This is a genomic window from Pseudomonas sp. TE9122, from assembly GCF_056278925.1.
In genome coordinates, this window is the sequence record NZ_JBWBQI010000001.1 from 1703227 (window position 1) to 1723527 (window position 20301).

The 20301-nt window shown below is 56.9% G+C and carries 27 protein-coding genes, 1 tRNA gene and 1 pseudogene; 19 read left to right on the plus strand and 10 right to left on the minus strand.

Annotated elements, in window-relative coordinates; all coding sequences use genetic code 11:
* Positions 1–26 precede the first annotated feature (26 nt).
* Together ACZ9BE_RS07630 and ACZ9BE_RS07635 are read left to right on the plus strand one after the other, a co-directional pair.
* Positions 27–500 (plus strand): lysis system i-spanin subunit Rz, encoded by a 474-nt coding sequence (locus tag ACZ9BE_RS07630; RefSeq protein ID WP_476250128.1) that lies wholly within the window; start codon positions 27–29, stop codon positions 498–500.
* Between the two features lie 195 nt (positions 501–695).
* Positions 696–911 carry a hypothetical protein gene (locus ACZ9BE_RS07635; protein WP_221264806.1) on the plus strand — a complete coding sequence of 72 codons (216 nt, stop codon included), beginning with the start codon at positions 696–698 and terminating at the stop codon, positions 909–911.
* Between the two features lies 1 nt (position 912).
* Here the strand turns inward: ACZ9BE_RS07635 and ACZ9BE_RS07640 are convergent, their stop codons facing one another.
* The 3 genes from ACZ9BE_RS07640 to ACZ9BE_RS07650 all read right to left on the minus strand — a co-directional run bounded on the left by ACZ9BE_RS07640 (position 913) and on the right by ACZ9BE_RS07650 (position 2314).
* Positions 913–1605, minus strand: coding sequence for an SOS response-associated peptidase family protein (locus ACZ9BE_RS07640; RefSeq protein WP_041481024.1), 693 nt, complete (start codon positions 1603–1605; stop codon positions 913–915).
* A gap of 136 nt (positions 1606–1741) precedes the next feature.
* Positions 1742–2026 carry a hypothetical protein gene (locus tag ACZ9BE_RS07645; protein WP_476249173.1) on the minus strand — a complete coding sequence of 95 codons (285 nt, stop codon included), beginning with the start codon at positions 2024–2026 and terminating at the stop codon, positions 1742–1744.
* A 78-nt stretch (positions 2027–2104) separates the two neighbouring features.
* Positions 2105–2314 carry a hypothetical protein gene (locus ACZ9BE_RS07650; protein ID WP_041481023.1) on the minus strand — a complete coding sequence of 70 codons (210 nt, stop codon included), beginning with the start codon at positions 2312–2314 and terminating at the stop codon, positions 2105–2107.
* Between the two features lie 145 nt (positions 2315–2459).
* Between ACZ9BE_RS07650 and ACZ9BE_RS07655 the strand changes: the two genes are divergently transcribed.
* Both ACZ9BE_RS07655 and ACZ9BE_RS07660 read left to right on the plus strand, forming a co-directional pair.
* Positions 2460–2554 (plus strand) — tRNA-Val (locus ACZ9BE_RS07655).
* 465 nt (positions 2555–3019) lie between these two features.
* Positions 3020–3475, plus strand: coding sequence for a DUF2214 family protein (locus ACZ9BE_RS07660; protein WP_476249174.1), 456 nt, complete (start codon positions 3020–3022; stop codon positions 3473–3475).
* A gap of 219 nt (positions 3476–3694) precedes the next feature.
* Here ACZ9BE_RS07660 and csrA read toward each other — a convergent pair whose 3' ends face one another.
* Positions 3695–3889 carry a carbon storage regulator CsrA gene (gene csrA / locus ACZ9BE_RS07665; RefSeq protein ID WP_003179932.1) on the minus strand — a complete coding sequence of 65 codons (195 nt, stop codon included), beginning with the start codon at positions 3887–3889 and terminating at the stop codon, positions 3695–3697.
* Positions 3890–4139: 250 nt separating this feature from the next.
* Between csrA and ACZ9BE_RS07670 the strand changes: the two genes are divergently transcribed.
* Entirely contained in the window at positions 4140–4505 is a 366-nt protein-coding gene (locus ACZ9BE_RS07670; RefSeq protein ID WP_476249175.1) for an SPOR domain-containing protein, read from the plus strand.
* A gap of 84 nt (positions 4506–4589) precedes the next feature.
* Here the strand turns inward: ACZ9BE_RS07670 and ACZ9BE_RS07675 are convergent, their stop codons facing one another.
* From ACZ9BE_RS07675 to ACZ9BE_RS07685, 3 genes and pseudogenes are all read right to left on the minus strand, one after another.
* Entirely contained in the window at positions 4590–5279 is a 690-nt protein-coding gene (locus ACZ9BE_RS07675; protein ID WP_476249176.1) for an endonuclease, read from the minus strand.
* A gap of 4 nt (positions 5280–5283) precedes the next feature.
* Entirely contained in the window at positions 5284–5553 is a 270-nt protein-coding gene (locus ACZ9BE_RS07680; RefSeq protein WP_016774035.1) for a DUF1654 domain-containing protein, read from the minus strand.
* Positions 5554–5750: 197 nt separating this feature from the next.
* Positions 5751–6840, minus strand: a pseudogene (locus ACZ9BE_RS07685) (asparaginase).
* Positions 6841–7176: 336 nt separating this feature from the next.
* Here ACZ9BE_RS07685 and ACZ9BE_RS07690 point away from each other — a divergent pair.
* From ACZ9BE_RS07690 to ACZ9BE_RS07725, 8 genes are all read left to right on the plus strand, one after another.
* A complete protein-coding gene (locus ACZ9BE_RS07690; protein ID WP_041478549.1) occupies positions 7177–7626 on the plus strand; it encodes a hypothetical protein in 450 nt (149 codons plus the stop codon).
* A gap of 198 nt (positions 7627–7824) precedes the next feature.
* Positions 7825–8781: a sugar ABC transporter substrate-binding protein gene (locus ACZ9BE_RS07695; protein WP_024012403.1), complete on the plus strand. Its 957-nt coding sequence runs from the start codon at positions 7825–7827 to the stop codon at positions 8779–8781.
* A 55-nt stretch (positions 8782–8836) separates the two neighbouring features.
* A complete protein-coding gene (locus ACZ9BE_RS07700; RefSeq protein ID WP_041478550.1) occupies positions 8837–10390 on the plus strand; it encodes a sugar ABC transporter ATP-binding protein in 1554 nt (517 codons plus the stop codon).
* The gene (locus tag ACZ9BE_RS07705; protein WP_016774040.1) at positions 10387–11364 is read left to right on the plus strand and encodes an ABC transporter permease; all 978 of its coding nucleotides are present in this window, start codon (positions 10387–10389) and stop codon (positions 11362–11364) included. The genes ACZ9BE_RS07700 and ACZ9BE_RS07705 overlap by 4 nt, the downstream gene beginning before the upstream one ends.
* A gap of 3 nt (positions 11365–11367) precedes the next feature.
* Positions 11368–12387, plus strand: a complete 1020-nt coding sequence (locus ACZ9BE_RS07710; protein ID WP_076567153.1) for a LacI family DNA-binding transcriptional regulator — start codon at positions 11368–11370, stop codon at positions 12385–12387.
* 24 nt (positions 12388–12411) lie between these two features.
* Entirely contained in the window at positions 12412–13329 is a 918-nt protein-coding gene (gene rbsK, locus ACZ9BE_RS07715; protein ID WP_056784430.1) for a ribokinase, read from the plus strand.
* A complete protein-coding gene (gene rbsD, locus ACZ9BE_RS07720) occupies positions 13326–13730 on the plus strand; it encodes a D-ribose pyranase (protein ID WP_476249177.1) in 405 nt (134 codons plus the stop codon). Before rbsK ends, rbsD begins: the two co-directional genes overlap by 4 nt.
* Before the next feature lie 31 nt (positions 13731–13761).
* Entirely contained in the window at positions 13762–14790 is a 1029-nt protein-coding gene (locus tag ACZ9BE_RS07725; RefSeq protein ID WP_476249178.1) for a nucleoside hydrolase, read from the plus strand.
* Positions 14791–14823: 33 nt separating this feature from the next.
* Here ACZ9BE_RS07725 and ACZ9BE_RS07730 read toward each other — a convergent pair whose 3' ends face one another.
* Positions 14824–15024, minus strand: coding sequence for a hypothetical protein (locus ACZ9BE_RS07730; protein WP_016774045.1), 201 nt, complete (start codon positions 15022–15024; stop codon positions 14824–14826).
* 129 nt (positions 15025–15153) lie between these two features.
* On the opposite strand from ACZ9BE_RS07730, the gene ACZ9BE_RS07735 reads away from it, so the two are divergent.
* On the plus strand, positions 15154–15456 hold the full coding sequence (locus tag ACZ9BE_RS07735) for a hypothetical protein (protein ID WP_056784439.1): 303 nt from the start codon (positions 15154–15156) through the stop codon (positions 15454–15456).
* A 166-nt stretch (positions 15457–15622) separates the two neighbouring features.
* Positions 15623–15940, plus strand: coding sequence for an I78 family peptidase inhibitor (locus ACZ9BE_RS07740; RefSeq protein WP_476249179.1), 318 nt, complete (start codon positions 15623–15625; stop codon positions 15938–15940).
* A gap of 64 nt (positions 15941–16004) precedes the next feature.
* Here ACZ9BE_RS07740 and ACZ9BE_RS07745 read toward each other — a convergent pair whose 3' ends face one another.
* A complete protein-coding gene (locus ACZ9BE_RS07745) occupies positions 16005–16217 on the minus strand; it encodes a cold-shock protein (protein ID WP_003179963.1) in 213 nt (70 codons plus the stop codon).
* Positions 16218–16507: 290 nt separating this feature from the next.
* Complete coding sequence (locus ACZ9BE_RS07750) at positions 16508–16810, minus strand: hypothetical protein (protein ID WP_041478556.1); 303 nt, start codon at positions 16808–16810, stop codon at positions 16508–16510.
* Between the two features lie 370 nt (positions 16811–17180).
* Here ACZ9BE_RS07750 and thrS point away from each other — a divergent pair, with 370 nt between their 5' ends.
* The 4 genes from thrS to rplT are packed head-to-tail and all read left to right on the plus strand — an operon-like array spanning position 17181 to position 20293.
* Complete coding sequence (thrS, locus tag ACZ9BE_RS07755) at positions 17181–19103, plus strand: threonine--tRNA ligase (protein WP_476249180.1); 1923 nt, start codon at positions 17181–17183, stop codon at positions 19101–19103.
* Positions 19103–19654: a translation initiation factor IF-3 gene (gene infC / locus ACZ9BE_RS07760; RefSeq protein ID WP_169432615.1), complete on the plus strand. Its 552-nt coding sequence runs from the start codon at positions 19103–19105 to the stop codon at positions 19652–19654. The genes thrS and infC overlap by 1 nt, the downstream gene beginning before the upstream one ends.
* Before the next feature lie 60 nt (positions 19655–19714).
* Positions 19715–19909: a 50S ribosomal protein L35 gene (rpmI, locus tag ACZ9BE_RS07765; RefSeq protein WP_002553160.1), complete on the plus strand. Its 195-nt coding sequence runs from the start codon at positions 19715–19717 to the stop codon at positions 19907–19909.
* 27 nt (positions 19910–19936) lie between these two features.
* Positions 19937–20293, plus strand: coding sequence for a 50S ribosomal protein L20 (gene rplT, locus ACZ9BE_RS07770; protein ID WP_002553161.1), 357 nt, complete (start codon positions 19937–19939; stop codon positions 20291–20293).
* Positions 20294–20301: the final 8 nt, after the last annotated feature.

Below are 20301 nucleotides of genomic sequence, written 5' to 3' on the forward strand. Positions count from 1 at the left end.
TCGCCGCGTGGCGCTTGATTGGCGTGATGGCGTTGGCGCTCGCCGGCTTCGGCAGCGCCTGGCAGTTTCAGGACTGGCGCTACGGCCGGCAGTTGGCCGAGCAGGCCAGACTGCACGGCGAGACGCTGAACCGACTTGCAATGGCCGGCGCACACGCGCAGAAGGCCGAGCAGGACAAGCGCCTGGCGCTCGAGCAGAGGCTGGCGGCCAGTGAGAAAACCCACTTCGAGAAAATGACCAATGCACAAAAAGATCAGGCTCGCTTGCGCGATCGCCTTGCCACTGCTGATCTGCGGCTGTCAGTCCTCATCGACGCGGATTCAGCCGGTAGCTGTGACGTGCCAAAAGCCACCGGCGCCGGCGGCGTGGATCATGCAGCCGTACGAGCCCGACTTGACCCAGCGCATGCTCAACGAATTATCGCCATCACCGACACCGGTGACCGCGGACTGATCGCGCTGCAGGCGTGCCAGGACTATGTGCGAAACTTGCAACATTGATGGCCCTCCGCCACGCTTGCAGGGCCTTTGGTCTTGAACCATCATTCCTTTTTGATGATGGCGATATGTACGTGGACAAGCGACTCGCAGGGCTTTCGTTTTTGATGACCCTCGTTTGGGTTACGGTCGTCCTGGCGGTGATGTATTGGATGTCGCAGTGAATACAAAGGGTGAATCGTTGTGGAAGGCGTAGTGATGGGCGACAAAATGCAGCGAGAGGCTGATCGCCTGCTGGCGCAGATCGTCCGGACGGATTCGATGATCACGGCGGTAAAGGCGGGAGCACGGGCAGAAGGCTTCGTGCTTGGGCTGGAAACCGCCGGCGCCCTGCGCGCTGGCGATGCTGAAAGGCTCTATATCATTTTCGAATCTGCGCTGGTGGAGCACCTGAAGACACTTTCTCAGCATTAAATCATTCAGCTTTTTCATCAATCGGATTGATCAATCCGCTTTGTTGATTGCGTACATTGCCCACGGCGCGATCGACCTTGAACCATTCGAAAGCCTCTGATGGCTCGCCCTCATGCAGCACCATCTGTTCGGCGCGCTCTTTGGGCGTGGCTGGGTCCAACCATTCCCGCGCGAGCTCTGGCGGAAGAGCGACCGGGCGGCGGTCGTGGATGTCGACCATGCCGCCGGCGCTGTCGGCGGTGATGATTACAAAGCCGTCGTGCTCGCCGGGGCCGTGCTCTTCGTTCGGGTACTGGCCGATCGCGGCGCAGAGGATCGGGGACTGGTCGCGATGCCTGATCAGGTAGGGCTGCTTCTTCGGCCCACCTTCGTCTACCCACTCGAACCAGTTGTTGATCGCGATGATTGCCCGGTGCGGCCAGATCGCGCGAAAGAAAGGGCCATGGGCGACTTTCTCGACGCGTGCATTGATTGGCGCGGCTCGGTCTTTTGCCCAATGCGGTCGCCATCCCCAGCGGACCATATCTGCATGCAGAAACTCGCCTTCCTGATGGAAGAGGGCGAGCTGAGTGGTTGGCGCGGCGTTGTACCGCTCAAAGGGTTGCTCGCCGGTCGAGTTGATGAGCGCGTTCGGCATGCTGAGCGCCGCCACGAAGTCGTGAATGCCGCTGTACTGGGAAAGTCGTCCGCACATTGCCATACCCTCGGCTGGATCTGATTCAGCGTAGACCCATAAGGGAAGGCTTCGTCACAAACCTTTTTCGGCGCAGCATTCGCAATGACCTGCGAATTCCCCCCGATCTCGAGCTTCTCTGAAAAGGCGCTGGTTTTCATTTAACAGATGGTTCCTGTTTGTGCTCGACGTCGGCGAATCGTCGCCTCTCGCTTAGCAAAGCCCCTTCGGCGTGCTGAAGCTTGGCCTTGAGAGAGTTTCTCTCCTCCGTGAGGGCGTCATTGTCTCTGACCAGTCCTTCGATATTCGCCAGCGCGCGAGCGAGCTTTAGGATGAGAGCCTCGAATTCGTTTTCATACATCCTGAGCTGGTGTCGGCAGGTTTCAAGCGGGGTCGGGTTGCCGAGCCAATCGTCGGTGTCTTCTATATAGAGGGGGTCCACGTGAGTGCCTTACTGGATACTGGTTGCATATACAGTAATCGAGAGGCGGAACATAGGCGAGGCTGCGGCGACGAACTGTCAGTCCGGCGCCATCAAAACAGCCAACGTCATTTTGATGAATTCTTCATTTCGATCGATCGCGGCGAGAGAGCTTCGGACGTTTTCGGCGACATCGGCGGATCCGCGCTGCTCGACCCATAAAGTGAGCTCCATGATGGCGGCTTCAAGGGCGAGCTGGTTTTCGTTGATTTTGAACAGTAGGGAAGGGAGCAGATCAGAGTTTGGCATTGGTTTCCTCCTTGGACGAAACCAGAATAGCAGAGAGAAATTTGATCGGCAGAACGCCGGAGAAGGGTAGAGCACTGTAGGAAAATACAGCGCTAAGTTGTTGATTCTTATAGCGGGTAAGGTCAGTTTTTGACCCTGCAAATTTCGGTGTGTTTCCTTTATGCATCAATGGGTTGCGTGTGTTTCGGGGTCACCTTGACATGGTGGGGGTCGTTGGTTCGAGTCCAATCGCGCCTACCAAACAAAATCCGCTCTGCTGGGCGGTCTAGAAGGGCTCACCGAAAGGTGGGCCCTTTTTTGTTGTCTGCGATTTGCGCAACGCCTGTTACCGGTCATTTCCGCTTCGCTCTGATCAGCTCTCCATTCATTACGGTTTGCGCAAAATGATCAAGCGCCATTTTGGTGCATTCTTCTTCCATTCTGTTGTTGAAAACACCTGAATATCCAAAGGCTTACAGCTTTTTTTCTCCAACCGGTTATCGAAAAAGCCTTGTTGCATGTTGGGAATTTAAGTAACATCCGTTCCGCGTTCACCACCACGGTTTATGCATTTTTAAATCCCAAGCTTCCATCAGCTGCTTGGGATTTTTTTTGCCTGCGATTTGGCGTTTGAGCGCCTGTCCCTCCATCACCTCCAAGCGAGGCGCGGTTTTTTCGTCTACTACTGACTGGCCGATTTTCAACTCTTTATAAGGGAGTGCGTCGATGCTGAGTCAGTGGTTCCTTGCCGCTATTCATCTATTCGCGTTTGCCTTGGCTTTCTGGGCGGCGCTGACGCGCGGCACAGCGCTCAGCCAGCTCGCGGCGGGTGCGGGAGAGGTCAAGCGCGTGCTGCTCGCGGATAACCTCTGGGGGCTTTCAGCTTTGACGCTGCTTATCACCGGAGCGATGCGCGCATTTGGTGGTTACGAGAAAGGCTCTGACTATTACCTGCATCAGCCGCTGTTTCATCTGAAGATGACGTTGTTAGTGCTGATCCTGCTGGTAGAACTTGCACCCATGATCACGCTGATCAAATGGCGCATCGCATCCTCGCGCGGGGTGGCGCTTGATAGCGGACGTGCGAAGTTGTACGCGCGAATCAGTCATCTTGAAGCGCTGCTGCTGATCCTGATGATGGTCGCGGCGACAGGCATGGCGCGTGGCGTGATATTCGCTTAGAAGGCGAAATTCGCCGTGCTCTATCGGAAACGTCCGACAGCCAGCTCCAGGAGTGAAAGGTAATATCGGCGCAAGAAAGGAGGGAGGGGCAAGTGAAAGGAGTCAGCATGCTTCAGGCGCCGTGCCCAGCGGGGTGAAATGCGGATGGCTAAACGGCGCGTGAATCTTTAGCCAGTCTTGCGCGACGGCAATAGGACTGGCTGCGTAATGCAAAGTGGCTCAGGGCGTTTGCGGCTTGTCCGGAGCGGTCAGGCCGGCCTGGATGCGTTGGTAAATTTCTTCACGGTGCACTGCCACGTTTTTCGGAGCGTTGATACCGATGCGGACTTGTTGGCCGCTGACTCCGAGGATGGTGATCGTGATGTCATCACCAATGTTTATGCTTTCACCGACTTTGCGGGTGAGTATCAGCATGGTCTTCTCCTTGATTGCTTTGTAGGGCACCTGATTCAGACAGTGCAGAGGTCGGTGGTATCTATAGATTAGTGCGAAGTCTCACGGTTTGGGTGCCTCTTTCTGACGCGCAGAAGCGGCATTAATTCCCAGGGCGTAACTATACAGAGGCTGCAATCATCATTCTCGTTGTTTTGTGCCCATTTTGCGGGGCTCGCGAAGTATTTTTGAATGATAAGATCGCCGCTTTACGAATTCCGAGGGAAGCGTTGTGCGCAAATTGGTTTGGCTGGTAGCGGCACTGGCATTGGCAGGCTGCGGTGAAGGCAAGAATGTAGATGCGCCGAAGCCTGAGACGAAGGTCGCGGCAGCGCCGGCGGCCGCCGCGCCACAGTGGGATCTGGAAGTGCGTGGCGAGACTCCTCAGGCCGTCAGTGACCTGAGCGGCTGGTTGATCGAGCATGCTTTCGTTCCGACGGTCGTGAAGGACGGCAACGGTAAAACACGAATTCTGATCGGTCCGTTCAACTCCCAGGCCGAGGCTGAGGCGCGCAAGGTGCAGGTGGATGCGGCGTTGGTAAAAGCCAAGAAACAAAATATCGGGTCGGTGGTGATTGAGCATCCGCTCACGCCATAAGCGAAGCGCCTTCAACACAGATTGAACGCCAGACATGAAAAAGGCCTCGAGCATAACGCTCGAGGCCTTTTTTTTGTGCTGCGATCAGCCGCAGGCTTTCAGATTTACCGAGCCGACAAACTCGTTGCCACGCCCCATCACGCACGCCATGCTCTGGTTGCGCTGACGTTCCCAGTCCTGCACTGGATAGGTCTTGTCCCACGCTTCGTACAACTGCCGATCTTGCTTCGACAGCCGCAGTCCGTATTGTTTGCTCATGTAAAAATACGTGCGGGCGATCATGCCGCGGATCGAAGGGCGGGGCATGACCTTCTTGGCCTTGAAGTCGACCTGCGTCAGGCAGGATCCATACTGACCGGACTGCACCGGCAACCAGCCGTAGCTGAAGTTGCTGCGATCACCGTTGACCTCACCGATGCTCGGTACCAGGTTGTGCAGGTCAGCTTCGGCCTTTTGATAAACCGGATCGTAACGCGTGCAATTCTTGCGTCCGCCTTGCTGCCAGCACTGCCGCTGATGCCCGATCTGCCACGCTGGCACGATGTGCTCCCACTCGATCCTCGATGCACGCTTGGCGTTCTTGCGCGGCACATAGCCGCAAGCCTTGAGATCGACGCGGTTGCCGGTGTACTTGCAGCCGCAGTAAAACTCCGTGGACTGCGGCGCATAAAGTTTCCATGCAGCTTTCTTGGCTTCGGAAAATGTACGTGGGGCGCCAGCCTGGGCGCCCACGGCGAAAAACAACAACAGCAAAGCAACACAGCGGACACTCATTGAATCAATCTTCCTTCGGCACAACCCAAAAAATCTGCACGCCACCGTCATCGCGATAGGCGAGGGTGACGTTATCGTTCTCGTCGATTTCCTCGAGCAAGCGCTCCCAGTCGTCCATCGGCTCATCCGGCAGACGGAAAATCAGTGCGGCTTTGGCTTTTTGTGCGGTGGGGGAATTGATGATTTTCTGAACGCGCATACCCATGCGTTCATAAGCGTCAGGAGCAGCAGGAGAGGTGGCCACGAGGTTATCCTTATTAAGCTGTACGTGCATACAGTATTTAACTGTAAGCGATTTCGCAACTGCTTAAAATTCAAGAAAATCCTCTGACAGCGGGTTTCCGATTTTGGTGTAGGACTTGTCGAGATTTTTGTGGGAAAAGTATTGGAAGGGTGTAAGCGGGGCACCACCTGTCAAGCTGACAGGTGATGCGCAATTGCCCGATCGAGAAGTGATCAGGCGATGTTCAATCAGTATTCCCAGAAACATCCGTTGCAGCTCTTTGCTGTCGTTGGTCTTGGTCAGTGCAACCATCGCCAGGATGCGGGCTTTCTGAGGGTTCAGGTCGTGAGCGACAACCCAGTCGTATTTGTCGTCGGGCTGTTCGGCGTTACGCAGGACAAAGCCGCCGGCGTTGACGTGGGACGAGCGAATGATCTGCACGCCATCCTTGCGCAGCGCTTGCAGGGATGGAACCACGCGGGAAGATACCGAACCGTTGCCAGTGCCGGCGTGGATGATGGCTTTGGCGCCGGCTTGAGCCAGTGCCTTGTAGGCGGTATCGCTGACGTTGCCGTAGGAGTAGGCAATTTCTACGTCAGGCAGGCTCTTGATGTCCTTGATGTCGAATTCCGAATCCATGGTGTGACGCTTGGCCGGCAGGCGGAACCAGTAGGATTTGCCTTCGACCACCATGCCCAGCGGACCCCAGGCGCTTTTGAATGCTTCGGTCTTGATGTTGATCATTTTGCTGACGTCGCGACCGGACTGGATCTCGTCGTTCATGGTCACCAGCACACCTTTGCCGCGTGCTTCTTTGCTGCTCGCCACGGCGACGGCGTTGTACAGGTTGAGCATGCCGTCTGCCGACATGGCAGTGCCCGGACGCATCGAACCTACGACGATGATCGGCTTGTCGGTCTTCTCGACAAGGTTCAGGAAGTAAGCGGTTTCTTCGAGGGTGTCGGTGCCGTGGGTGATAACGATGCCGTCCACGTCCTTGCTGTCAGCCAGTTCGGAAACGCGACGACCCAATTGCAGCAGGTTGTCGTTGGTGATGCTTTCCGAAGCGATCTGCATGACTTGTTCGCCACGCACGTTAGCCAGTTTGCTCAACTCGGGAATGCCGGCAATCAGTTGTTCGATGCCGACTTTTGCTGCCTGATAAGTGGCGCTGTTGGCCGCACTGGCGCCGGCGCCAGCGATGGTGCCGCCTGTGGCAAGGACGACGACGTTGGCCAGTTTCGTCTGGGTTTCGGCTTCTTTTGCCTGAAGGGCAGCAGGCAGGAGCAGGAGTAGGGCCAATGCGCCCGGAATCAAGGTATTGAAAGCAGATTTCATTATTTTTCTCTCTAGTCGTGAGACGGTGCTGATGCAGGTTCATCTAGATGCGCCCCAAGCCGATCTGAATGCTCGAGGTGCAAGGACGGGAGCAGGATTCATACCATGCGTAATGTGCTGGCGGAAAATGTTTAACCCAATGATTTAAATCAATATTTGTCGAGGGCTGGAGCATCGTTGAGGATCCATCCATCCGGGATTCCGAACGATAGGCGGATTCGTGTTCGGCTCGCCGATAGGCAATCTCTGAAAAGCCAGGCGGGTGACAAATCCTCGCTAAAGAAATGTGCTCTCAGGCCGATGCGTCCTCAAGGAAACCAAATCTTAGGAGTTCACATGTCACTGACGGTCGGTTTTGCCAATCCCGCTGCAGTCACCATTGGCGGTAAAACTGCAGCGACGATCAACAGCCTGAACGATGCGACCAATGAGACTTCGGCGCAGGCGCTGGGTACCGAAAAGACTGAGAAGAATCAGGTCAGAACCGGTGGCGGGCCTGTGCAGGAAAACAGTGAAACCGAGGCTGACAGCAATCTCAGCATCACCGTCAAGACGTTGCTCAAGCGGATGAAGGAATTGCAGAAGCAACTTCAGGAGCAGCAACAGCAACTGGCTGCGGCTCAGGCTGCAAGCTATCCGACTCCCGAAGCGAAGTCCCAGGCAGTGATGTCGATTCAGGGCCAGATCGCGCAAACCAGCGCCGCACTGGCAGAAGTGGCGGGTGCGTTGGTCAAGGAGATGTCGAAAAGCGCTACCAGCGGTGGCCTGGTCAACACGACCGCCTGAAGCGTCTGATGGCCGACTCAGCGATTCGGCCTACAACAAAAGACGATTTCTGATTGTTGACAAATGTCAGCGGGATTCTCATAGTTCGGTCTACGCAAACGTTTGCGCGACTTGGAAGGGCATCTGCTCCCGGAGTCGTGACGTAGCTTACGTCAGCGCAAACGTTGCTCACAATAATCATAAGATCGGAGTGAACCCATGAAGCTGCCATTCGCCGCACGTCTTCTTGCTGTCGCTATGCTGGCTGCCACAGCCGCCGCACTACCTGTCTCCTCGGCGTTCGCCGAATCTGCAGAAAAGCCCAAAGTCGCGCTGGTCATGAAATCCTTGGCCAACGAATTCTTCCTGACCATGGAAGACGGCGCCAAGGCCTACCAGAAAGAACACTCCGCCGATTTCGATCTGATCTCCAACGGTATCAAGGACGAAACCGACACTGCCGGCCAGACTCGCATCGTCGAACAGATGATCCTGGCCAAGGTGAATGCACTGGTGATCGCGCCTTCTGACTCCAAGGCCATGGTGCCTGTGATCAAGAAGGCCGTAGACGCCGGTATCACGGTGATCAACATCGACAACCAGCTTGATCCCGCCGTGGTCAAAAGCAAGAACATCAACGTGCCGTTCGTAGGTCCGGACAACCGTAAGGGTGCACGTCTGGTTGGCGAATATCTGGCCAAGCAACTGAAGGCGGGCGACGAGGTCGGCATCATCGAAGGCGTGTCCACCACCACCAACGCGCAGGCGCGCACGGCCGGTTTCAAGGACGCGATGGAAGCCGCGCAGATCAAAGTGGTCTCGCTGCAGTCCGGTGACTGGGAAATCGACAAGGGCAACAAGGTTGCGGCTTCGATCCTCAGTGAATACCCGGATGTCAAAGCACTGCTGGCCGGTAACGACAGCATGGCGGTCGGTGCCGTTTCCGCAGTCCGTGCCGCTGGTAAGGCAGGGCAGGTGAAAGTCGTCGGTTACGACAATATCAACGCGATCAAGCCAATGCTCAAGGACGGCCGCGTGCTGGCGACGGCTGACCAGTTTGCAGCCAAGCAGGCCGTGTTCGGCATCGAAACCGCGCTGAAGATCATCAAAGGCGAGAAAGTCGACAGCGGTGCCAACGGCGTGATCGAAACACCGGTCGAGCTGGTCACCCAGTAAGTCATCTGGCGACACAACGGCGCTCGTCCGTCCGGGCGAGCGCATGGAGATTTCTATGTCAGTTTCCGCCCCGAACGCTGTCCTCTCGGTCAGCGGTATCGGCAAGACCTATGCGCAACCGGTGCTCACCGGCATCGATCTGACGCTGATGCGCGGTGAAGTACTGGCGCTGACCGGCGAAAATGGTGCCGGCAAAAGTACCCTGTCGAAGATCATTGGTGGTTTGGTCACACCCACTACCGGCCAGATGCAATTCCACGGCAAGGACTATCGTCCGGGCAGCCGTACCCAGGCTGAAGAGCTTGGCGTGCGCATGGTCATGCAAGAACTCAATCTGTTGCCGACGCTGTCGGTGGCGGAAAACCTCTTTCTGGATAATCTGCCGAGCAGCGCGGGCTGGATCAGCCGCAAGCAGTTGCGCAAGGCCGCGATAGAAGCCATGGCGCAAGTCGGCCTCGATGCGATCGATCCGGACACGCTGGTCGGCGAACTCGGTATCGGCCATCAGCAGATGGTTGAAATCGCGCGCAACCTGATCGGCGACTGCCATGTGCTGATCCTTGATGAGCCGACCGCGATGCTCACGGCGCGCGAAGTCGAAATGCTCTTCGAGCAGATCAGCCGATTGCAGGCCCGCGGCGTTTCCATCATCTATATCTCTCACCGCCTCGAAGAACTGGCGCGGGTGGCGCAGCGTATTGCCGTGCTGCGTGACGGCAATCTGGTCTGCGTCGAGCCGATGGCCAACTACAACAGCGAGCAACTGGTCACCTTGATGGTCGGTCGCGAACTGGGCGAACACATCGACATGGGGCCGCGCAAGATCGGCGCTCCGGCGTTGACGGTCAAAGGGCTGACCCGCTCTGACAAAGTCCGCGACGTCTCTTTTGAGGTGCGTGCCGGGGAGATCTTCGGTATTTCCGGATTGATCGGGGCAGGGCGCACGGAATTGCTGCGGCTGATATTCGGTGCCGATGCTGCCGACAGCGGCACCATCGCGCTCGGCTCCCCGGCCAAGGTCGTGAGTGTTCGCTCGCCAGTCGATGCCGTACGCAATGGCATCGCGTTGATCACCGAAGATCGCAAGGGCGAAGGGCTGCTGCTCAGTCAGTCGATCAGCGCCAACATCGCCCTGGGTAACATGCCGGAAATCTCCAGTGGCGGTTTCGTTAACAACGGCGACGAAATCTCCCTGGCGCAGCGTCAGATCGAGGCCATGCGCATCCGCAGTTCGAGCCCGACGCAGTTGGTTTCGGAACTGTCCGGCGGCAATCAGCAGAAGGTCGTGATCGGTCGCTGGCTGGAACGTGACTGTTCGGTGCTGCTGTTCGATGAGCCTACTCGTGGAATCGATGTCGGTGCCAAGTTCGATATTTACGGTTTGCTCGGTGAGTTGACCCGCCAGGGCAAGGCATTGGTCGTGGTGTCCAGTGACTTGCGTGAGTTGATGCTGATCTGCGACCGGATCGGCGTGCTCTCGGCGGGACGTCTCATCGACACCTTCGAGCGCGACAGCTGGACCCAGGATGATTTGCTTGCCGCCGCATTCGCCGGCTACCAAAAACGTGATGCGTTGCTCAATGAGGCAGCGCCTAGGGATCTCCCATGAAAACTGCATCTTCTGCCAGTAAACGTAGTGGCAATTTCTTCGGCCTGGGCACATATCTGGGCCTGGCCGGTGCCTTGCTGGCGATGATTGCGCTGTTCTCGGTTCTGAGCAGCCATTTCCTCTCGTACAACACTTTCAGCACCCTGGCCAACCAGATTCCCGACTTGATGGTGCTGGCGGTGGGCATGACCTTTGTGCTGATCATCGGCGGCATCGATTTGTCCGTCGGCTCGGTGCTGGCGTTGGCCGCATCGACGGTCAGCGTTGCGATTCTCGGCTGGGGCTGGAGCGTTTTGCCAGCGGCGCTGCTCGGCATGGCGGTGGCGGCGCTAGCCGGGACCATCACTGGCTCGATCACCGTGGCCTGGCGGATTCCGTCGTTCATCGTCTCCCTCGGCGTGCTGGAAATGGCCCGTGGTGTGGCGTATCAGATGACCGGGTCGCGCACTGCCTACATTGGCGATGCGTTCGCCTGGCTGTCGAATCCGATCGCGTTCGGCATTTCCCCGTCGTTCATCATCGCTTTGCTGGTGATCTTCATCGCGCAGGCAGTTTTGACCCGCACTGTTTTCGGCCGCTACCTGATCGGCATCGGTACTAACGAAGAAGCCGTGCGACTTGCCGGGATCAATCCCAAGCCCTACAAGATTCTGGTGTTCAGCCTGATGGGGCTGCTGGCGGGCATCGCTGCGCTGTTTCAGATTTCGCGTCTGGAAGCGGCTGACCCGAACGCAGGTTCCGGCCTGGAACTGCAAGTGATCGCAGCGGTAGTAATCGGCGGCACCAGCCTGATGGGCGGGCGCGGTTCGGTGATCAGCACTTTCTTTGGTGTGCTGATCATTTCCGTGCTCGCGGCGGGTCTCGCGCAGATTGGTGCGACGGAGCCGACCAAGCGCATCATCACCGGTGCGGTAATCGTTATCGCTGTGGTGCTCGACACCTATCGCAGTCAACGCGCCAGTCGCCGGGGCTGAACCATGGCAACGATCAAGGATGTAGCGGCGCTTGCGGGTATTTCCTACACGACCGTGTCGCACGTGGTGAACAACACCCGCCCGGTGAGTCAAGAAGTGCGGCGCAAAGTCGAGGCGGCGATCAAGAGCCTCGACTACGTTCCCAGTGCCGTGGCGCGCTCGCTGAAAGCCAAAACCACGGCGACCATCGGCCTGCTGGTGCCTAACAGCCTCAACCCGTACTTCGCTGAATTGGCGCGCGGAATCGAGGATTACTGCGAGCGCAACGGTTACTGCGTGATCCTCTGTAACTCCGACGACAATCCGGACAAGCAGCGCAGTTATCTGCGCGTGTTGCTGGAAAAACGCATCGACGGTTTGATCGTCGCCTCCGCCGGCGGTGACAGTGGTCTGGCGCAAGGGCTGGCGGGCGTGAAGACGCCGATGGTCATCGTTGACCGGGGTCTGGAAGGTGTGAATGCCGATCTGGTGCGTATCGATCACGAATATGGCGCTTATCTGGCAACCCGTCACCTGCTCGAGTTGGGGCATCGCGACATCGCCACCATCGGCGGTCCGGCCAGTACCAGCGTGGCGCAAATGCGTCAGGCCGGTTATTGCCGAGCGCTGCGAGAAGCGGGAATCGAGGTGCGCGAGGAGCGTATGCTCGAAAGCGACTTCACCAGCACCGGCGGTTACAACGCCGCTGCCCGGCTGCTCGAAAGCAATCCCCCGAGCGCGATTTTTGCCGGTAACGACATGATTGGCATCGGTGTGCTGCGTGCGGCGGCTGAACGTAATGTCCGTGTGCCGGCCGAGCTGTCGGTGATCGGCTTCGATGACATTCAGATGAGCCGTTATGTCTATCCGGCGCTGACCACGGTCGGCCAGTCGATCCTGCAACTGGGCGAGATGGCCGCCGAAGTGCTGTTGCGCAGAATTGCTGCGCCCGATTCGGGCACCGATCAACGCATCGTGACCCCGAGCATTGTCCTGCGCGAATCGACCGCGCCGCTGTCCGGCGTGTTCACCGAATATCGCTGAAACCGAATTGATGAGTAGTGATGTATGCCAGCAAATGTAGTGGTAATAGGCAGCCTGAACATGGACCTGGTCACCCGGGCGCCACGGCTGCCACGCGGCGGTGAAACGCTGATTGGTCATTCCTTTGCCACGGTGTCTGGCGGCAAGGGCGCCAATCAGGCGGTTGCTGCTGCGCGCTTGGGCGCTAAGGTGGCAATGATCGGTTGCGTCGGAAATGACGACTACGGTGTGCGATTGCGTGATGCCTTGCTCGCCGAGCACATCGACTGCGAGGCTGTCAGTGTCGTAGAGGATTCCAGTGGCGTAGCGCTGATTGTGGTGGATGACAACAGCCAGAACGCCATCGTGATTGTCGCCGGTGCCAACGGCGCGATGACGCCGGCAGTGATCGACCGTTTTGATGCGGTTTTACAGGCCGCCGATGTAGTGATCTGTCAGCTCGAGATTCCCGATGCGACGGTCGGACATGCGCTCAAGCGTGCGCGTGAGCTGGGCAAAACCGTCATCCTCAACCCGGCGCCGGCCAGCCGTCCTTTGCCGGCTGACTGGTTTGCCGCCATCGACTATCTGATTCCCAACGAAAGCGAAGCCGCCGCATTGAGCGGGCTCGCTGTCGACTCGCTGCAGTCGGCAGAAACGGCTGCCACTCAGTTGATTGCCATGGGCGCGGGCAAAGTCATCGTCACGTTAGGCGCGCAAGGCTCATTGTTCGCCAACGGCAACGGCTTCGAACATTTCCCCGCGCCGACCGTGAAGGCGGTCGATACCACGGCGGCGGGCGACACTTTCGTCGGCGGTTTTGCCGCAGCGCTGGCCGATGGCAAGACTGAGGCCGAGGCGATTCGCTACGGGCAGATCGCCGCTGCACTGTCGGTTACCCGCGCCGGTGCGCAACCGTCGATTCCAACCATGTCCGAAGTACAGGCGTTCAAACCCGCATGAAAAAGACTCCTCTGCTTAACGTCGCGCTGTCGCGACTGATCGCTTCTCTTGGCCACGGTGACATGGTCGTGATTGGCGATGCCGGTTTGCCCGTGCCACCGGGTGTCGAGTTGATTGATCTGGCGCTGACCCATGGCATCCCTGATTTCGTCAGCACGCTGAAAGTTGTACTCAGCGAGATGCAGGTAGAAAGCCATGTGCTGGCCAAAGAGATCTTCGACAAACAACCCACGTCACTGGCCGATCTGGACGCGTTGAACGAAGAGGGCGCGCTGGGCCGTAGGGATCTGCTCACCCACGAGCAGTTCAAGGTGCTTAGCCGACAAGCCAGGGCGATCATTCGTACAGGAGAATGTCAGCCGTACTGCAACATCGTTCTGGTCGCCGGGGTTACATTCTGATTTCCGATATCACCTGCACAAGGAATGCGCTATGCAACGCTATGCTGAAAAACTCCATCAACTGCTTCGGGGTCTGCTGCTTTTGTCTGTGATAACTGCGACCGGCGTTAAGGCCGCTGAAAAAATCGATTTGATCATCGACACCGATCCAGGCGCTGACGACGTTGTCGCTTTGCTCTTCGCGCTGGCGTCGCCGGATGAATTGAATATCCGCGCGTTAACGACTGTCGCCGGCAACGTGCGCCTGGACAAGACTTCGCGTAACGCACGCCTGGCTCGCGAATGGGCAGGGCGCGAAGACGTGCCGGTTTACGCTGGCGCACCGAAGCCGCTGATGCGCACGCCGATCTACGCCGAGAACATTCATGGCAAGGAAGGTTTGTCAGGCGTCACGGTTCACGAACCGAAGAAAGGCTTGGCGAAAGGCAATGCGGTCAATTACCTGATCGACACTCTTAAATCGGCCAAACCGCACAGCATCACCATTGCCATGCTCGGTCCGCAGACCAACCTGGCTCTGGCATTGATCCAGGAGCCGGAAATCGTTCAGGGCATCAAGGAAGTGGTGATCATGGGCGGGGCGCATTTCAACGGTGGCAACATCACCCCTGTGGCTGAATTCAACTTGTTCGCCGATCCGCAGGCTGCCGAGGTGGTGCTCAAGAGCGGGGTGAAGCTCACCTATCTGCCGCTGGACGTGACCCACAAGGTCCTGACCAGCGATGCACGCCTGAAGCAGATCGCCGCGCTGAACAACAATGCGAGCAAGATCGTCGGCGACATTCTCAACGAGTACATCAAGGGCGACATGGAGCACTACGGCATTCCCGGCGGTCCGGTGCATGACGCGACGGTTGTGGCGTATCTGCTCAAGCCTGAGCTGTTCACCGGTCGGGCGGTCAACGTCGTAGTGGATAGCCGAGAAGGACCGACATTCGGCCAGACCATTGTCGACTGGTACGACGGCTTGAAAGCGCCTAAGAATGCATTCTGGGTCGAAAATGGCGACGCCCAGGGATTCTTTGATCTGCTGACCGAGCGCCTGAAACGCCTGAAATAAGTCGTCAACCCGCAGGCGGTTGCCTGCGGGTTTTCACTGCGGCTGTTCGGCCTGACCGATCGGATAGCGTTCGAATACCTGATTGATAAAATGCTGCGCCGCTTCTATCCCCAGCTCCTTGACCAGTAAATCAATGCCGATCAGCGCCAATTCTTCCGTCGTGCCGGGGCTGTAAGAGCTGTGTCCTTCGGCCCATTTGGCGTTGATGGCGGCGTCGATGCTTACACTGGTCATGGGAGGCTCGAAAGGTCAGGATGTCTGTTTTCGAGTTAACCATTTTGTGCGGCATTTGGCACTGCGACTTAGGCATGAGCGGAGCCCTATGCGACACTTGGTCTTTTCTGGCTTGCAAAGGACCCCGCTGTGCAGATTGATCTGAATACCCCTGACGGCCTCACACTCGAAGCAGTTCGCCAATTGCTTGCCTCGGGCAGTGACGACGTGCACAACCAATTGCGCGTGACCAAAGATGGCATTGCCTATCTGTCTACGGTGACCGGTGGGCAGGATATCGAGGGTCTGTTGTTTCGCCTGGAAACCTGGGCGAAGGGGTCGGGCTATGTGGGTAACGTCGCAGCCAGCGATGAAGTCTGGGTGATGCAGATTTTCAACGCACTCAAAGACAACTGGCCGAATCCGCCCTACGACTACATCGACGTTTATTGAGGTCGTTAATATTCAGTCACGAATGTTTGATGAGCCGGACAGGGCGGCTCAGGCACACTCGGCATTTTTCCGCTCGTGGGGCAGGGCATGGCTTGAGCCTTGAAACCAAACGCCGCATTGGCGGTCGCACGATCTCTGCTTAAACATTTGAAAACAAGGAGGCTTCATGCCTTTGAAGTTCGCGACACTGGGTGCACTTATGGCCGCTGCTTTCTTGGCTGGTTGCAGCACAACTTCCAGCGAGTCGGCAAAGGAGCCCGTGGCGGCTGAATCAGGAAATAGCCGCTGCGAAGCATCGGCGGCGCAATTTGCCATCGGCAAGAAGGCATCCCCTGAGTTGCTGGATCAGGCGCGTGCCAAGGCTGGGGCGCAAAATGCGCGCTTCCTCAAGCCGAACGACATGATCACCCTGGAATACCGCTCCGATCGCCTGAACCTGAACACCGACAACAACTTGGTGGTTACCCGCGTCAATTGCGGCTGAACACTTTGTTCAAGACATAAAAAACCCCGTCACTTGGACGGGGTTTTTTTAGTGCGCCGAGAAATTACTCTGGGCGAACCTGTGCAGCTTGCATACCCTTTTGGCCTTTCTCAGCCACGAAAGAGACGGTCTGGCCTTCTTTCAGGCTTTTGAAACCGTCGGATTCGATAGCTTTGAAGTGTACGAACAGGTCGTCACCGCCACCTTGAGGAGTGATGAAGCCGAAGCCTTTTTCATCGTTGAACCATTTAACGGTGCCGGTTTGGCGATTAGACATGGTGTATCTCCAAGAAACATATATTTTCAGTAGTGCTGTGCTGCTCAGGCCAACTGGGCACACCCGGGTATCATAGTCGAAATGTTCGCTTTGGTAGCCCCCCGGACGTGCTGTTTGCCAATCAGTCGTGTTTTCTTTACCACCTGGTTGCGCTGAAAGCCCCGGTTTGAAAGGCTTTCAGCGAAACGTAAAGACGATAAAAAAACCTGTAAAACCTGCATAAATCGTCTGAAAAGCCTCATTTCCAGCACTTTTTTCCGCCTTTCAGCCGATGTTAATGCCCGGTTTTCTTATTTTTTCGGGGCGGTATTTGCCTTGCATTTGGCGATCTGGCCAAGGGCTTTCTGTTGCAATTCAGGAGTCGCCTTGTTGTCCATCAGCGCCTGAATGTCACTGGCCGGATAGGACTTGATGGCGTCAGCTCCGCAAGCGCAGTGGGATTTCGCCGCGGCAGCACCGATTTGCTGGGTTGCAGCCTGAGTGCACTGGGCCATGTACTTCTCGCGCTCGCCTTTTGGCCAGTCGGCATGGGCGCTCAGTGGTAGCAGCAGAACGACGGGGGCGACGAGGGCGAATAAGCTTTTCAGACGCATGCGAGGATGCTCCTTGTGGGTCAATGTCTTGTTATCTGAGGGCGCAAAGGCCGATCAAGTTCAGCACTCTGGCATAAAAACGGACATTTGGCCTTCTGCCAAATCAGGGCGTAAGCGACCGCTCATCTGTGCTAGCATGCCGGGCTCAAGCGTTCTCAGGCTTCGGATGACCTTCAGTCCCGAAGCGGTCGGCGTGCGAATTTTTCCGATTTGAATCCCAGTCACTCTGGTTCGGTTTTCCGGTTGGCCGCAAGGCTCCTGCCGCTGTAAGGCAGGCGTTCGTCATTGAATGGCCTGGATCGGATCTTGTACTGGCTCATCCCAACCCACGTGACCTTTGGTAGGGGTCACCACTAGGAGAGGAGGCGCCATGCCAACTATTACTCTTCCCGACGGCAGTCAACGTTCATTCGATCACCCGGTTTCCGTAGCCGAGGTCGCCGCGTCCATTGGTGCAGGCCTGGCCAAAGCCACGCTCGCGGGCAAGGTCAATGGCCAACTGGTCGACGCCAGCGACATCATCAGCAGCGACGCGACCCTGCAAATCATTACGCCAAAGGATGAAGAGGGGCTGGAGATCATTCGCCACTCTTGCGCGCACCTGGTTGGCCACGCGGTCAAACAGCTGTACCCGACCGCGAAGATGGTCATCGGCCCGGTCATCGACGAAGGCTTCTATTACGACATCGCCTACGAGCGTCCTTTCACGCCGGAAGACATGGCGGCCATCGAGCAGCGCATGCAGCAGCTGATCGAGAAGGATTATGACGTCATCAAGAAAGTCACTCCGCGCGCGGAAGTGATCGAAGTGTTCAAGGCCCGCGGCGAAGATTACAAGCTGCGTCTGGTCGAAGACATGCCGAACGAGCAGGCCATGGGTCTGTACTATCACGAAGAATACGTCGACATGTGCCGCGGTCCGCACGTGCCGAACACGCGTTTCCTGAAATCCTTCAAGCTGACCAAGCTGTCGGGCGCCTACTGGCGTGGCGACGCCAAGAACGAGCAATTGCAGCGCGTCTACGGCACCGCTTGGGCGGACAAGAAACAGCTGGCGGCTTACATTCAGCGCATCGAAGAAGCCGAGAAGCGCGATCACCGCAAGATCGGCAAGCGTCTGGGCCTGTTCCACACTCAGGAAGAGTCGCCGGGCATGGTGTTCTGGCACCCGAATGGATGGACTCTATACCAGGTGCTCGAGCAGTACATGCGCAAGATCCAGCGCGACAACGGCTACCTTGAGATCAAGACTCCTCAAGTCGTCGACCGCAGCCTGTGGGAAAAATCCGGGCACTGGGCCAACTACGCCGACAACATGTTCACCACTCAGTCGGAAAACCGCGACTACGCCATCAAGCCGATGAACTGCCCATGCCACGTGCAGGTGTTCAATCAGGGCCTGAAAAGCTACCGCGAGTTGCCGATGCGTCTGGCCGAGTTCGGTGCTTGCCACCGTAACGAGCCGTCGGGTGCGTTGCATGGCATCATGCGCGTGCGAGCGTTTACTCAGGACGACGCGCATATCTTCTGCACCGAAGAGCAGATGCAGGCCGAGTCCGCTGCGTTCATCAAGCTGACCATGGATGTCTATCGCGATTTCGGCTTTACCGAAGTCGAGATGAAACTGTCCACTCGTCCGGAAAAACGCGTCGGCTCCGATGAGCTGTGGGATCGCGCTGAAGCTGCATTGGCTGCAGCCCTTGATTCTGCTGGCCTGCCGTACGATCTGCAGCCGGGCGAGGGTGCTTTCTACGGGCCGAAGATCGAGTTCTCGCTGAAAGATTGTCTCGGTCGAGTCTGGCAGTGTGGTACCTTGCAGCTCGATTTTAACCTGCCTGTCCGTTTGGGCGCTGAATACGTCTCTGAAGACAACAGCCGCAAACACCCGGTGATGTTGCACCGCGCGATCCTCGGTTCGTTCGAGCGTTTCGTCGGGATTCTGATCGAGCACTACGAAGGTGCTTTGCCTGCGTGGCTCGCGCCGACCCAGGCGGTGATCATGAATATCACTGATAAACAGGCAGATTTTGTTGCAGAGGTTGAAAAAACTCTCAACGAAAGCGGATTTCGTGCCAAGTCCGACTTGAGAAATGAAAAGATCGGCTTTAAAATCCGCGAGCATACTTTGCTCAAGGTTCCCTATCTTTTGGTTATCGGAGATAAGGAAGTCGAGATGCAGACTGTCGCTGTGCGTACTCGTGAAGGTGCTGACCTGGGCTCGATGCCCGTCGCCCAGTTCGCTGAGTTTCTCGCGCAAGCGGTTTCCCGGCGTGGTCGCCCAGATTCGGAGTAATTATTATTAAGCGTGAAATGAGACAAGATAAACGAGCTGCACCGAAAGCCCCGATCAACGAGAATATCTCGGCACGCGAGGTTCGGTTAATTGGCGCTGATGGCGAGCAGATTGGCATCGTCTCGATTGATGAAGCGCTTCGTATCGCTGAAGAAGCAAAGCTTGATCTGGTGGAAATTTCCGCAGATGCAGTCCCGCCTGTTTGCCGGGTGATGGACTACGGCAAATCGATCTTCGAGAAGAAGAAGCAGATTGCCGCGGCGAAGAAAAATCAGAAGCAGATTCAGGTTAAAGAAATCAAGTTTCGTCCAGGGACGGAGGAAGGGGATTACCAGGTAAAACTGCGCAACCTGGTACGTTTCCTGAGTGACGGGGACAGGGCCAAGGTATCCTTGCGATTCCGCGGCCGTGAGATGGCCCACCAGGAGCTGGGGATGGAACTCCTCAAGCGGGTTGAACAAGACCTGCTCGAGTACGGTTCGGTCGAACAGCATCCTAAGATGGAAGGACGCCAGCTGATCATGGTCATCGCCCCGAAAAAGAAGAAGTAATCAACAGGGCACGGCAGGCCTTCTGATTATGTTTATCAACTGAATGCGGAGTATCCGAACATGCCAAAAATGAAAACCAAAAGTGGTGCTGCCAAGCGGTTTCTGAAAACTGCTAACGGCATCAAGCACAAGCACGCTTTCAAGAGCCACATCCTGACTAAAATGTCGACCAAGCGTAAGCGTCAACTGCGCGGTAGCAGCTTGCTGCATCCGTCTGACGTGGCAAAAGTCGAGCGCATGCTGCGCCTTCGTTAATTTAGTCAAGAATAGAGGAAGTAACTCATGGCTCGTGTAAAGCGTGGCGTCATTGCCCGTAAGCGTCACAAAAAAATTCTGAAACTTGCTAAAGGCTACTACGGCGCACGCTCCCGCGTATTCCGTGTTGCCAAGCAAGCGGTAATCAAGGCAGGCCAATACGCCTACCGTGACCGTCGTCAGAAAAAACGTCAGTTCCGCGCTCTGTGGATCGCTCGTATCAACGCTGGTGCTCGTGTTAACGGTCTGTCCTACAGCCGTTTCATCGCTGGCCTGAAAAAAGCGTCCATCGAGATCGACCGTAAGGTTCTGGCTGATCTGGCAGTGAACGAAAAAGCGGCGTTTGCTGCGATTGTCGAGAAAGCTAAAGCCACCTTGGCTTAAGTACCCCC

What these genes read in the sequence shown, in the direction of transcription:
- ACZ9BE_RS07630 (WP_476250128.1), top strand. Translation starts at nt 27, where the DNA reads ATGGCGTTGGCGCTCGCCGGCTTCGGCAGCGCCTGGCAGTTTCAGGAC.
- ACZ9BE_RS07635 (WP_221264806.1), top strand. Translation starts at nt 696, where the DNA reads ATGGGCGACAAAATGCAGCGAGAGGCTGATCGCCTGCTGGCGCAGATC.
- ACZ9BE_RS07640 (WP_041481024.1), bottom strand. Translation starts at nt 1,605, where the DNA reads ATGTGCGGACGACTTTCCCAGTACAGCGGCATTCACGACTTCGTGGCG.
- ACZ9BE_RS07650 (WP_041481023.1), bottom strand. Translation starts at nt 2,314, where the DNA reads ATGCCAAACTCTGATCTGCTCCCTTCCCTACTGTTCAAAATCAACGAA.
- ACZ9BE_RS07660 (WP_476249174.1), top strand. Translation starts at nt 3,020, where the DNA reads ATGCTGAGTCAGTGGTTCCTTGCCGCTATTCATCTATTCGCGTTTGCC.
- csrA (WP_003179932.1), bottom strand. Translation starts at nt 3,889, where the DNA reads ATGCTGATACTCACCCGCAAAGTCGGTGAAAGCATAAACATTGGTGAT.
- ACZ9BE_RS07675 (WP_476249176.1), bottom strand. Translation starts at nt 5,279, where the DNA reads ATGAGTGTCCGCTGTGTTGCTTTGCTGTTGTTGTTTTTCGCCGTGGGC.
- ACZ9BE_RS07680 (WP_016774035.1), bottom strand. Translation starts at nt 5,553, where the DNA reads ATGCACGTACAGCTTAATAAGGATAACCTCGTGGCCACCTCTCCTGCT.
- ACZ9BE_RS07690 (WP_041478549.1), top strand. Translation starts at nt 7,177, where the DNA reads ATGTCACTGACGGTCGGTTTTGCCAATCCCGCTGCAGTCACCATTGGC.
- ACZ9BE_RS07695 (WP_024012403.1), top strand. Translation starts at nt 7,825, where the DNA reads ATGAAGCTGCCATTCGCCGCACGTCTTCTTGCTGTCGCTATGCTGGCT.
- ACZ9BE_RS07700 (WP_041478550.1), top strand. Translation starts at nt 8,837, where the DNA reads ATGTCAGTTTCCGCCCCGAACGCTGTCCTCTCGGTCAGCGGTATCGGC.
- ACZ9BE_RS07705 (WP_016774040.1), top strand. Translation starts at nt 10,387, where the DNA reads ATGAAAACTGCATCTTCTGCCAGTAAACGTAGTGGCAATTTCTTCGGC.
- ACZ9BE_RS07710 (WP_076567153.1), top strand. Translation starts at nt 11,368, where the DNA reads ATGGCAACGATCAAGGATGTAGCGGCGCTTGCGGGTATTTCCTACACG.
- rbsK (WP_056784430.1), top strand. Translation starts at nt 12,412, where the DNA reads ATGCCAGCAAATGTAGTGGTAATAGGCAGCCTGAACATGGACCTGGTC.
- rbsD (WP_476249177.1), top strand. Translation starts at nt 13,326, where the DNA reads ATGAAAAAGACTCCTCTGCTTAACGTCGCGCTGTCGCGACTGATCGCT.
- ACZ9BE_RS07725 (WP_476249178.1), top strand. Translation starts at nt 13,762, where the DNA reads ATGCAACGCTATGCTGAAAAACTCCATCAACTGCTTCGGGGTCTGCTG.
- ACZ9BE_RS07730 (WP_016774045.1), bottom strand. Translation starts at nt 15,024, where the DNA reads ATGACCAGTGTAAGCATCGACGCCGCCATCAACGCCAAATGGGCCGAA.
- ACZ9BE_RS07740 (WP_476249179.1), top strand. Translation starts at nt 15,623, where the DNA reads ATGCCTTTGAAGTTCGCGACACTGGGTGCACTTATGGCCGCTGCTTTC.
- ACZ9BE_RS07745 (WP_003179963.1), bottom strand. Translation starts at nt 16,217, where the DNA reads ATGTCTAATCGCCAAACCGGCACCGTTAAATGGTTCAACGATGAAAAA.
- ACZ9BE_RS07750 (WP_041478556.1), bottom strand. Translation starts at nt 16,810, where the DNA reads ATGCGTCTGAAAAGCTTATTCGCCCTCGTCGCCCCCGTCGTTCTGCTG.
- thrS (WP_476249180.1), top strand. Translation starts at nt 17,181, where the DNA reads ATGCCAACTATTACTCTTCCCGACGGCAGTCAACGTTCATTCGATCAC.
- rpmI (WP_002553160.1), top strand. Translation starts at nt 19,715, where the DNA reads ATGCCAAAAATGAAAACCAAAAGTGGTGCTGCCAAGCGGTTTCTGAAA.
- rplT (WP_002553161.1), top strand. Translation starts at nt 19,937, where the DNA reads ATGGCTCGTGTAAAGCGTGGCGTCATTGCCCGTAAGCGTCACAAAAAA.